This is a genomic window from Paenibacillus sp. Cedars, assembly GCF_003184205.1.
Classification (GTDB): Bacteria; Bacillota; Bacilli; order Paenibacillales; family Paenibacillaceae; genus Paenibacillus_AQ; species Paenibacillus_AQ glucanolyticus.
Map to the genome: position 1 here is coordinate 6,072,836 of NZ_CP020866.1, position 11,738 is coordinate 6,084,573.

The following is an 11,738-nucleotide window of genomic DNA, read 5'->3' on the forward strand; positions in this document are numbered from 1 at the left end:
ATTCATCCATAGGGAAGGACGGATAGAATGAGAAAACTCTCAATTGCTCTTATCGTGGTTGGGCTTCTCGTGTTCTTATATCCAATCCTTCGCGATTGGAATGGGGACCGCCAGCAGAAGGAATTGCTGAGGGAAGCCGCGCGATTAGAGGTCGAAGCTGAGCAGCGTTCTGTACAAGATTCCGCTGCTTATCAGTACATGGAATTGTCTCGCATCCTGGACGAGGGAGAGATGGCTGCTTCCGGACAAGAGGAGCCTGCTGATTATGAAGCCGGATCGCCCATCGGCATTATTCGAATTGATAAGCTGGATCTGGAGCTGCCCATTCTTGAAGGGGCAACCCAGTCTAACATGAAAAATGCAGCGGCTCGCGTTACGGGTACGGCGAAGCTCGGCCACACCGGGAATGCAGCCATTGCTGCCCATCGTGCCCATAAGACCGGGCGGCTATTTAATCGGTTGAATGAGCTCACATACGGTGATGAGATCATTATTATGACAGCAGGACGCGAGTTGGTTTATCGCGTGGATCAGATCTCGATTGTGGAACCAACGGATGTGTCCGTATTGGAAGGCAACCCTTATGAACAGAGGCTTACGCTGATTACTTGCGACCCTCTTTACGAGGCGACTCATCGTCTTATCGTCCAGGCTGAACGGGTATCAGGCTAGCAGATTGATTGTCGCAGATCTGCAAGAAGTGCTGCGGTAGCGGTATATGAAGTGAGATGAGACCTTAAGGGGCTTCCGGGAAATCTGTATGATTTTGGGGAAGTCCCTTTCCGTTTGTTTTTGGGCGATTGAACCCAGTGCTGCTCTTCTTGAGATTATGCCTCTATATTAGCAGGAAAATAGTTTGTAATATTAGGTGACACCTAATAAAATAAGGTGTGAACTAATATTGTGTGTGGAATGGAGGGGGACCCTTTGCTCGAATGGATGCTACGAAACGTTATGGCAAAGAGAGGGATATGGTCGGGAGCTGCGTTAGGGAGGCTGATGAAAGAGAAGGCCGATTACAGTCTTTCAGCGGCTTCCATTAGTGCATTGCTGACGAGCCAGCCCAGGCAGATGAAGGCAGAGACGTTAGATGCCCTGTGCACAACCTTAGAGTGTACTCCAGGGGACTTATGGGTGCATACACCTCCTTCTAAAACAAAGGGGGCATAAATGGATGACAGTAAAAGCTATAGTGCCATTCGGCGATCCCATTCTGCGAAAAGTCGCGCGGCCTGTTGATCCCGTGAATGCGAGGGCATTAAAGATACTCGATGATATGGCGGAAACGTTGTATGACAGCGCTGGCCGTGCCGGCCTTGCCGCACCACAAATCGGTATTTTGCGAAGACTTATTGTTATGGACTGCGGTGAAGGGTTGATTGAACTTATTAATCCTGAAATTGTGGAGATGAACGGTGAGCAGGTGGGCCCGGAAGCTTGTCTATCTTATCCAGGATATTACGGGTATGTGCAAAGAGCCCATCACGTTAAGGTGAAGACCCTGAATCGGCAGGGAGAGACGATCATCCTGGAAGGTGAGGATTACCTGGCGAGGTGTATGCAGCATGAGATCGACCATCTTAATGGACTGCTTTTTGTGGACCATGTTCGGGATGGATGGCTGTACCATGAGGAGACTCATCGGCGCGTTGAGTTGTTCCCTGTTATTGGGCTATCCAATACAGGTACGTAGCGCAATCATGAAGGCTGCCTAATGATGGTCGACAGCGATCCAAGCATGTCCCCGACTACTCATGTTTGCACAATGTGTACAAAAAAACGGTCGGAGCCTCTCCGACCGTTTTTGCGATGTGTTGTTTTACGATTCTTTTTTTGATATCGACAAATTTTCGAATTCTTGAAGGGATTGACGAACCAGGAATATCATGATATTATTATCTTAAATTAAAGATATATTAAATCGAAGTAATAATTCAAGATAGTCGTGCAAACAATTTATGATATGAGATGGAGGAATTTAAACATGAATGGATTAAAAGGAATTCACCACGTAACAGCGATTACAAGCAGTGCTGAGAAGAACTATGAGTTCTTCACTTATGTTCTGGGGATGCGTTTGGTGAAGAAGACGGTCAATCAGGATGATATTCGGACGTACCATTTGTTCTTCGCCGATGATAAGGGGAGTGCGGGAACGGATATGACCTTCTTTGATTTCCCGGGTATTCCAAAAGGAAGACATGGCACAGACGAGATTTACAAAACCTCATTTCGGGTTCCTAATGATGCGGCATTGGAATATTGGGTTCAGCGTTTTGACCGGATGGATGTGAAGCACCAAGGCATTCAAGAGCTGTTTGGCAAGAAAACACTTGCTTTTGTTGATTTTGATGATCAGCAGTATCAACTCATCTCCGATGAGAACAATGCAGGCGTGGCTTCGGGAACGCCATGGCAGAATGGACCGATCCCGCTGGAACATGCCATTACCGGACTTGGCCCGGTCTTTGTGCGGGTCTCCAGCTTTGATCCCTTCAAGGAAGTGATGGAGAACGTGCTGCAGTTTACGGAAATTGCCAAGGAAGGCTCGTTTCATCTGTTTGAGGTTGGTGAAGGCGGCAATGGCGCTCAGGTGGTGGTTGAGTATAATGCGGTTCTTCCAAGAGCGCAGCAGGGCTTCGGAACCGTTCATCACGCTGCCTTCCGGGTAGAGGACCGATCGGTGCTGGAGCACTGGATCAAGCGTCTGGACGACTTCCAGTTCCATACATCCGGCTTCGTGGACCGCTTCTTCTTCCAGTCCCTGTATGCACGGGTGGCCCCGCAGATTCTGTTTGAATTCGCAACCGACGGTCCGGGCTTCATGGGGGATGAGCCGTATGAAACGCTGGGCGAGAAATTGTCCCTGCCTCCATTCCTGGAATCGAAGCGCGAGCAGATTGAGGGTATGGTTCGTCAGATTGACACGGTGCGCAGCACGAAGGAATTCGTGAAGGAATAAATATCGTGAGTCCAAGAAGCAATCCGGCTTGTTTATAACAAGCGGCGGATTGCTTTTTTTTATGTAACGACTATATTCATGCCATCACATTCAACCTGAGTGGAAGATCCACGATATGATGTACAGCCAGCCACCGCCGGGCTGTTGTCTCACGATCTCCCTGTAGATGACAATTCACTGCAACAAGCCAATTTACCGATTAAGTACATCAATTCTGGTTTAAATACAAATACTGTATAGGAATCCATAACGAATTGGCTGAGGTGGAGCGTGTGAAAGGAAGTTTGTTTAAAAACGTTGTATTTTCGATATCGGCCGTAATCATTGCGGTTTTGGCTGTCCTGGGGGCAATTAGACCGGGGGCATTCGGGGAAGTAGCAGGGTATCTTTTTAGATTCACAACCAATAGTTTCGGTTGGTTCTATTTGCTCTCGATATTCATCATCATCGTCTTTCTGATTTGGGTTGCGGCAAGCAAATATGGCACGATTCGTTTAGGCGGAGACAAGGAAAAGCCGGATTATCCGTTCTTTACCTGGATCGGCATGCTGTTCTCCGCCGGTTTCGGGGTGGGGCTGGTATTCTGGGGTGTTGCCGAACCGATGAGCCATTTCTTTAATACACCCTTTGCAGGCGTGGAAGCAGAGGGCGTTGAGGCCGCGCGTGTGGCTATGGGCTATTCCTTTTTTCATTGGGGAATCAGTCAGTGGTCCGTCTTCGCCTTGGTTGGTCTTGTCATCGCTTTTCTCCAATTTCGCAAGCAGAAGGACGGGCTGGTCTCTACGGCACTTGAACCTGTCACCGGCACCAAACGGGGCGTGAAGAATACGATTGATATTCTGGCCGTTATCGCTACAGTCATGGGGATAGCTACCTCTATTGGACTGGGCGTGCTGCAAATGAGCGGCGGCTTAAACTCCATTATGGGAATAAACAATGGGGTCGGTCTGCAATTGATCGTGCTGGGGATTATTTTTGTAGCATATATGATCTCTTCGACTACGGGACTGGACAAGGGCATTAAGTATTTAAGCAATCTGAACCTTGCGATGGCACTTGTCCTTTTATTGTTTGTATTTATTACCGGACCCTCTGTATTCATACTAGAAACGTTTACGCTGGCAATCGGGGATTATGTTTCGAATTTTGTGTCGTACAGCTTGAGGCTCCAACCTTATGCGGAAGGGACATGGGTACGGGAATGGACGATTTTTTACTGGGCGTGGGCCATTGCCTGGTCGCCATATGTGGGAGCCTTCGTAGCCAGAGTTTCCAAGGGAAGAACCGTTCGGGAATTCATTGTGGGTGTGATGGTCGTGCCGCCCGTCATTGCCTGTCTCTGGATTGCTGTCTTCGGCGGGACGGCAATTTGGTTTGATCTGCACGAGAATACAGGGATTGCGGCGGCCGTCAATGCGGATGTCACCTCCGCTTTATTCCAGCTGTTTAACCAGTTGCCCTTCTCGTCTGTGATGAATGTGCTCGCGATTATCTTGATTCTGACCTTTCTGGTGACTTCGGCGGATTCAGCGACCTATATCTTATCCAGCATGACGACTTACGGCAGCCTGAACCCTCCTCAAATTGCAAAAATCGTGTGGGGCACACTCATGGCAGCAATTGCCGGCGTGCTGCTCTACGCCGGTGGATTGGAAGCCTTGCAGACGGCTTCACTGATCGCAGCACTGCCATTCACCGTGCTGCTGCTGCTTCTCATTATTGCGATCGTGAAGCTGCTGCGCCGTGAACCGCTTCCGATTCGGAAGGCCGATCTCAAACGGTTCCGTCATCTGGAGGAGGCTGCGAACAAGGGTAAGAAGTGAGAAGAAACCGTCGTAAGAAGCGGGAACAGATACTTTACGGTTTACCATAAGGGGCACTCATGCAGTGTTCCCTTTTTATTTTGTTGCTGAAGATATAGGCTCTGCATGGACCACAACGGTCGTACTGCAAAAAAAAGCCTTTATTACACCCGGGGGGAGCAATAAAGGCTTTGGGAAAACCAGCAGGAAAACCTGTTATTTTTTCTTGAGCAGCAAATATACAAAATACGGCGCACCGATGATGGCAACCATGATCCCGGCGGCGATGCCGTCAGGATCTACGATATTGCGCCCGATCGTGTCTGCAAGCAGCAGCAGCCAGCCGCCAATCAATACAGCAATCGGAATGTAGAGCTGATTCCGCGGACCTACGAGCGCTTTGGCGATATGCGGGCCCATGAGTCCAATGAACGTAATGCCGCCCGTCACAGACACGGCAGATGCTGCAAGAGCTACAGCTGCCAGAAGCAGCACAATGCGTTCCTTCTCGATGGACACGCCCACCCCGATGCCTACGGGGTCGCTTAATCCCAGCAAGTTCATTCGCTGCGCTTTGTACAGCGTGAAGGGAATCAGGATAATCAGCCATGGCAGAAGCGCAGCAATGAAGGGCCAATCGGTACCCCATATACCACCCGCTAACCATTTGGCTATAAAATCGACCTTGGTTCGTTCAGCGGATGAAGTGAGTACAATCATGACACCCGAAAGCGCCATGGAGAACCCGACGCCGGTAAGCACCAGTTTAACGGGCTGCAGGCCTTGGCCTTTTCGGAATGAGAACAGGTAGATACACACCGCGGTCAGCACGGCACCGATAAATGCGGCAAGCGGCAGCATGTATATAAAGGAACCCGCCTCAATCGGGAAGAACAAGAAGAATACAGCTACCCCTACCCCGGCGCCGGAGTTAATTCCGATAATGCCGGGATCAGCGAGGTCGTTGCGGGTAATGTTCTGCAGAATAGCACCGGAGAGCGCAAGTGCCATTCCTGCCAGCAGCGTGATGATCATGCGCGGCAGACGAACATCAAAGATAATGAACTTTTCTTTGAAGCTGCCCTGGCCGAACAGGGTCGGCAGAATCCGGTCATAGCTGACGGACGAATAACCCAGACCAAGCCCGATCAGGATGGTCAGCAGTGTCAGCACGAACAGGGCAATAAATGTTATGCGCTGCTTTCTTACTAAGGATGGATGAATCATGTTAGTCCACGCCCTCCTTTATGCACAATGAACAGGAAGAAGGGCAATCCCATAATGGCAATCAGGGCAGCAACCGGCGTCTCATAAGGAGCATGCAGCGTCCGGCCGACCGTGTCAGCAAACAGCATGAAGATGGCTCCAACCGTTGCCGACATCGGAATCACGTGGCGGTAATCGGTTCCAACGATACCGCGGACGATATGAGGAATCATGAGGCCGAGGAAGGCCAGATTCCCTACCAATGCTACGGACGTTCCTGCCAAGAGGACAATCACCACAAACAGAATGAGTTTGATGGCTGCGATATTTTGCCCCAAGCCGACAGCGACTTCTTCGCTCAAGCTGAGGATGGTCAGCTGTCTGGATAATACGATGGCGATGACAATGCCTATTAGAATAAACGGAAATATCGTCTGAAGCTGACCCCATGACGTGCCGATTACGCCGCCAGCCGTCCACATGGATATGTCTTTGGATATTTTAAAATAAATACCGATGCCTTCTGCGATGGCGTACAAAAATGCCGAGACAGCTGAACCGGCCAACACCATCTGCAGGGGAGAGAAGCCGCCTCTTCGCATGGCTCCGATTCCGAAGACCATGACAGCCCCAACCGCCGATCCAATGAAGCAGGCCACCATAATGCCGAAATAATTGGCGGTAGGAATGAAGGCCAGCGTAAAAGCCAGAGCCGCATTGGCTCCGCTGGTAAGGCCTAACAGACCGGGGTCAGCCAGCGGATTGCGCGTGATTCCCTGCATGATGGCGCCGGAGACCGCTAGCGAGGCTCCTACCAGAATGGCAGCAACCTCACGGGGCAGGCGAATTTCCCGAAGGATGGATAATTTCTCGCCTTGCATTGAGGTGGTAAGGGCAAACCACACATCCTTGATGGTGGTTTCAGCCGCACCGAACACCATCGCAATGACAAACATGCCAATGAATACGATGATGCCTGCGATCAATTTAAGAGAAAAAGGAATAGACCGTTTTGTTGGCATGAGAATCATCTTTTCATTTTAAAGTTTGAATAACTCGTAGTTAGTCTGGCCCAGGGCAGATTCATATGTTAGTTGCCCAGAAAATGTTCAATAAAGAAATCCAGTTGGTAGTCGAGCGTAGTAGCATCGTTAAAATAGAACCGTGTCGCATCAGCTTCGAATACGTGGCCATTCTTCACAGCCGGTATTTGTTTGTATGTTTCGGTTTCCTGGAAAGAGCTATCCGCCCCAGGGGTTTTACTGAAGATCACGTAGTCGCCGGCAAACTCCGGCAGTACTTCGGCGGACAGCGCATAGTAGCCGTCTTTCAATGCCATTTCTTTTACCTTTTCAGGCATTTTCAGTTTCATTTCCCCGTAGAGAATTTCGGTACCGCGGCCCCAGTTATCGCCGAATACATAAATTTGCTTTTCAAAATTCTCGATGACGGATACCGTGGCATCCTCACCGATTTTGGCACGGATATCCTCACCGGCTTTTTGGGCGCGTTGTTTGAAATCGTCGATCCATGCTTGCGCCTCTTTCTCCTTGTTAACCAGCTTTCCGAGCTCCAGATGCTGGGTCAGATAATCCACTTTGTTGTAGGTATAGGTAACGGTTGGCGCAATCTCCTTGAGTTTGTCGACATTCTTGATATTGGAGAGACCGATGATCAGGTCGGGATCAAGCTCAATGATTTTCTCCAGACTTTCGTCGCTGACTTCCATAGCATCCTTGATTTTATCCGCAAATGCCGGATTGCTTTTAGACCAGGAATCAACCCCGACAAGATTGACGTTCAGCGCAATCAGGTTGCCTGTGAACGCGGATAACACAATGACACGCTGCGGATTGGCCGGCACCTCGATGGGTCCGTTCTCGGACTCATATGTAATGGTTCCCGCTGCAGTTTCCGTTTGTTCCGCTTTAGGTGTTTCGGTAGTTCCTGCATTGCTGCTGCTTGTCACTGCCGGCTTGCTGTTGCAAGCGCTAAGAATGAACAGCAGTGCGATAAACGGGATGAGTAGCTTCTTCATAGTTGTCGTTTTGCTCCGTTTTGAGTACATTCTCTTTTTCCCCTTTTAATAGATTGTATGTGATGCATATAGGTTTCGCGGTGCGGGGATCGCGGCCGATCTCTGCATCGATATGGAATACTTTCTTTAATACATCGTGGGAGATAACCTCTTCCGGATCTCCGGCTTGAATGATGTCTCCGTCTTTCATCGCAATGATGTAATCAGCGAATCTTGCAGCCTGGTTGAGATCATGCAGAACCATGACAATGGTACGCTGCTGCTCGATATTCAGCTTCTCCAGAAGCTCCAGGATTTCAAGCTGATGCGCCATATCCAGATAAGTGGTCGGCTCGTCGAGGAAAATCATCTCGGTCTCCTGCGCAAGTGCCATCGCAATCCATACCCGCTGGCGCTGCCCACCGGATAGAGCATCCACCGAGCGATATTTATATTCCTGGGTTCCCGTAACCTCCAGAGCCCAGTCAATGACTTCCATATCCTGCTTGGACAAGCGGCCAAAACCGCGCTGATGTGGATAGCGGCCATAAGATACCAGCTCGCCAACGGTCAGTCCGCCTGGCCCTTCGGGTGTCTGAGGCAGAATCGCGAGTTTCTTCGCCAGCAGCTTTGTATTCATCTTGGCGATTTCTTCTCCATCGAGAATGGCAGCTCCGGCTTGATAGGGAATAATGCGCGTAACGGCTTTCAAAAGAGTAGACTTGCCGCAGCCGTTAGGACCAATAATAGTTGTGATTCTTTTATCAGGAATATCTACATTAAGACGATTCAATATCAGATTCTCGCCGTAGCCGACGCTTATTCGATCTGTACTTAGGCGAATCATCATGTCACCTCCAGAATAGTTAGCAATCAAACGATAATGATTCTCAATTTCATCCATAAATATAATGTGGAGGCGCGCCGTTGTCAATAAATATCTTAATGGAAATTTCAAATAATATTCATGTTTCTTCATAATAATAACAACATGTAGGTTATGGTCTTATGGAATGACTGTATATAGGCGAAATTGTGACAAAATGAATTTTTAATAAATGTTTGATTGTAAAACAGAGGAAGTCAACGTATACTAATTGATAATGATAATCATTTACGTTACAAGGTGATCACAACAGCCTTTTAATCTATAGACCGGGAGTGAAATGCATGAGTGGGAATGAGATATTTGATGTAACCGTTATTGGTGGAGGACCAGCAGGATTATATTCTGCTTTTTATAGTGGACTGCGTGGAATGAAGACCAAGATTATAGAATATCAACCCATGCTAGGCGGGAAGGTTCACGTCTACCCGGAGAAAATGATATGGGATGTCGGCGGGCTGACGCCGACTCCGGGCGCGAAGCTGATCGAACAGATGGTTCAGCAAGGCTTGACGTTTAATCCCGAAGTGCTGCTAAACGAGAAAGTGGAATCGATTGTCCGTAACGAGGAAGGGCTATTCGAATTACATACCGCGCATTCCGGCGTGCATCTGTCCCGAACGGTTATCGTGGCGGTCGGCGGAGGTATCCTGAATCCGCAGAAGCTGAAGATTGAAGGAGCAGAGCGGTTTGAAGTGTCGAACCTGAATTACACGGTGAAGTCCCTGCAGCATTTCAAGGGCAAGACCGTCATCGTGTCGGGCGGAGGAAATTCGGCGGTGGATTGGGCAAACGAGTTGGAGCCTGTGGCGGAGAAGGTGTTCCTGGCCTATCGCAAGGGCGAATTGTCGGGTCATGAAGCCCAGGTGGAGCAGCTGATGAACAGTACGGCGACCTGTCATCTCAATACATCAATCACGAAGCTTATTGCTTCCGATAATCATGAGGTGATCGAGCGGGTGGAACTGACCAATAACGAGACGGGGGAAGTTTCGTATCTGGCCGTGGACGAAGTCATCATTAACCATGGCTACGAACGGGATATGTCGCTCTTGGAGAACAGCAAGCTCGATATTGAACGGAAAGACGACTACTATATTGCGGGCAACGCAAGCTGTAAATCCTCCGTACCCGGACTGTATGCCGCAGGTGACATCCTGCATTTTGACGGGAAGCTGCACTTGATTGCGGGTGCTTTCCAGGATGCAGCGAATGCGGTGAACAGCGCGAAGCAATACATTGAACCGGACGCCACAAGTTACGCCATGGTTTCTTCGCATAATGATGTATTTAAGGAACGAAATCGCGAATTAGTGAAGCAATTGATCAATTAGAACGAAGGCATGCCGCTTTATTATAGAAGAGAAGCGAGGGAATCCGAGCTTCTTTTTTTGCGTTCCCCTATTGTTCTGGGTAATCCCTGAAGTAATCAACGGGCCGTAGCTGATCAGCTGCGCCATCAGAGTCAGGGCGCCCCTTTGATCTGATTCCCTAAGGAAACCGTCAACAAATGGACGCCCTGCGGTTCTTTCAAAACGTGACAAAACCCATCGCTTTCTTGGCAGCAAGGAGTGTTCTGCTGGCAGTTTGGGCAGCCCGCTGGGCCCCATCTATCAAGATGCGGTCAAGCTCGGAAGAATCCACGATTTGATGGAACTTCTCTTGAATCGGAAGCAGCTTCTCAATGACCACCTCAGCCAATTCCTTCTTGAAGGTGCCATACCCCTGGCCATTATATCGCTTCTCGATGACGGAGATATCTTCCTCGGAGAATACGGAATAGATCTCGATCAGATTGCTGACAGCAGGCTTCTGCTCCCAATCGTGACGAACCTCGCCTTCGGAGTCGGTAACGGCTTTGGAGAACTTCCTGCGGATATCCTCCGGCGAATCCATCATGTGGACGCAGCTGTTCTTGTTGGGATTGCTCTTGCTCATCTTCTTCGATGGATCATCCAATCCCATGACCCGGGAGCCAATATCCTGAATGATCGGCTCAGGGATTATAAACGTGCTGCCAAACCGGTTATTAAAGCGCTCTGCCACATCACGGGTCAGCTCCAGATGCTGTTTCTGGTCGTCGCCGACAGGCACATGCGTTGCCTGATAGAGCAGCACATCGGCAGCCATCAGAACCGGGTACGTAAACAGTGCAGAGCTCACCGTATCTTTGCCGTCCGATTTCTCCTTGAATTGGGTCATTCGCTTTAACTCCCCGAAATGCGCTTGCGTCTCCAGCAACCATCCAAGCTCCGCATGCGCAGGAACCTGCGATTGCAGAAAGATTGTCGCTTTGCGCGGATCAATGCCCGACGCGATGTAGAGAGCGGCAATGTCCCGCGTACGCTGGTGCAGCTTCCTGGGGTCCTGATACACCGTAACCGCATGGAAGTCCGGGACAAAAAAATAGGCTTCGTAATCATGCTGCAGATTCACATACTGGCGAAGTGCGCCCCCGTATCCGCCAATATTCAAATCTCCGCTGGGTTTGATACCTGACAATAATCGTTTCATTCACACACCTCCTGATCATTTGGAACAACACAAAAAACACCTCATCCCCTATGGGACGAAGTGTAACTCCGCGGTACCACCCGAATTCGACTGAAGTGTCGCACTTAAGCATGACAGAGGACTTGACTGCTCACTGGTTTCTGTCATCTCTCCCAAGGTAACGGGGGAGCACCGTCAAGGCCTACTGCTCTAGTGTTTCCAGAGGTTCGGGTTGAAGCGAGAAGATCCATTCACATATTCCAGGGTACCGGGCCTCGCACCAACCGCCGGTTCGCTTTAACCTTGGGAATAAGCTACTATTCCTTCTCATAGCCGTGTGGTATGTTGTTCATGAATTTCATCCATCCTGTT

Annotated in this window: 11 protein-coding genes; 6 read left to right on the forward strand and 5 right to left on the reverse strand. The window is 49.5% G+C overall.

What is annotated here, in order from left to right; genetic code table 11:
* Positions 1 to 27: 27 nt before the first annotated feature.
* The 5 genes from B9D94_RS29295 to B9D94_RS29315 all read left to right on the forward strand — a co-directional run bounded on the left by B9D94_RS29295 (position 28) and on the right by B9D94_RS29315 (position 4,785).
* Complete coding sequence (locus B9D94_RS29295) at positions 28 to 672, forward strand: class D sortase (protein ID WP_148248586.1); 645 nt, start codon at positions 28 to 30, stop codon at positions 670 to 672.
* A gap of 255 nt (positions 673 to 927) precedes the next feature.
* Positions 928 to 1,170 carry a helix-turn-helix domain-containing protein gene (locus tag B9D94_RS29300; protein ID WP_148248587.1) on the forward strand — a complete coding sequence of 81 codons (243 nt, stop codon included), beginning with the start codon at positions 928 to 930 and terminating at the stop codon, positions 1,168 to 1,170.
* Between the two features lie 4 nt (positions 1,171 to 1,174).
* Entirely contained in the window at positions 1,175 to 1,693 is a 519-nt protein-coding gene (gene def, locus B9D94_RS29305; protein WP_148248588.1) for a peptide deformylase, read from the forward strand.
* 291 nt (positions 1,694 to 1,984) lie between these two features.
* Positions 1,985 to 2,962: a ring-cleaving dioxygenase gene (locus B9D94_RS29310; protein WP_063478133.1), complete on the forward strand. Its 978-nt coding sequence runs from the start codon at positions 1,985 to 1,987 to the stop codon at positions 2,960 to 2,962.
* Positions 2,963 to 3,234: 272 nt separating this feature from the next.
* A complete protein-coding gene (locus tag B9D94_RS29315) occupies positions 3,235 to 4,785 on the forward strand; it encodes a BCCT family transporter (RefSeq protein WP_040680066.1) in 1,551 nt (516 codons plus the stop codon).
* Positions 4,786 to 4,980: 195 nt separating this feature from the next.
* Here B9D94_RS29315 and B9D94_RS29320 read toward each other — a convergent pair whose 3' ends face one another.
* The 4 genes from B9D94_RS29320 to B9D94_RS29335 all read right to left on the reverse strand — a co-directional run bounded on the left by B9D94_RS29320 (position 4,981) and on the right by B9D94_RS29335 (position 8,834).
* The gene (locus B9D94_RS29320) at positions 4,981 to 5,991 is read right to left on the reverse strand and encodes a FecCD family ABC transporter permease (protein WP_148248589.1); all 1,011 of its coding nucleotides are present in this window, start codon (positions 5,989 to 5,991) and stop codon (positions 4,981 to 4,983) included.
* Positions 5,988 to 6,992 (reverse strand): FecCD family ABC transporter permease, encoded by a 1,005-nt coding sequence (locus B9D94_RS29325; protein WP_063478131.1) that lies wholly within the window; start codon positions 6,990 to 6,992, stop codon positions 5,988 to 5,990. The genes B9D94_RS29320 and B9D94_RS29325 overlap by 4 nt, the downstream gene beginning before the upstream one ends.
* 68 nt (positions 6,993 to 7,060) lie before the next feature.
* On the reverse strand, positions 7,061 to 8,008 hold the full coding sequence (locus tag B9D94_RS29330; RefSeq protein WP_148248590.1) for an iron-hydroxamate ABC transporter substrate-binding protein: 948 nt from the start codon (positions 8,006 to 8,008) through the stop codon (positions 7,061 to 7,063).
* Positions 7,962 to 8,834: an ABC transporter ATP-binding protein gene (locus tag B9D94_RS29335; protein ID WP_036640309.1), complete on the reverse strand. Its 873-nt coding sequence runs from the start codon at positions 8,832 to 8,834 to the stop codon at positions 7,962 to 7,964. Before B9D94_RS29335 ends, B9D94_RS29330 begins: the two co-directional genes overlap by 47 nt.
* 323 nt (positions 8,835 to 9,157) lie before the next feature.
* Between B9D94_RS29335 and B9D94_RS29340 the strand changes: the two genes are divergently transcribed.
* On the forward strand, positions 9,158 to 10,207 hold the full coding sequence (locus B9D94_RS29340; protein WP_063478129.1) for an NAD(P)/FAD-dependent oxidoreductase: 1,050 nt from the start codon (positions 9,158 to 9,160) through the stop codon (positions 10,205 to 10,207).
* Positions 10,208 to 10,403: 196 nt separating this feature from the next.
* On the opposite strand, the gene trpS is transcribed toward B9D94_RS29340, so the two are convergent.
* On the reverse strand, positions 10,404 to 11,387 hold the full coding sequence (trpS, locus tag B9D94_RS29345) for a tryptophan--tRNA ligase (RefSeq protein ID WP_148248591.1): 984 nt from the start codon (positions 11,385 to 11,387) through the stop codon (positions 10,404 to 10,406).
* Positions 11,388 to 11,738: the final 351 nt, after the last annotated feature.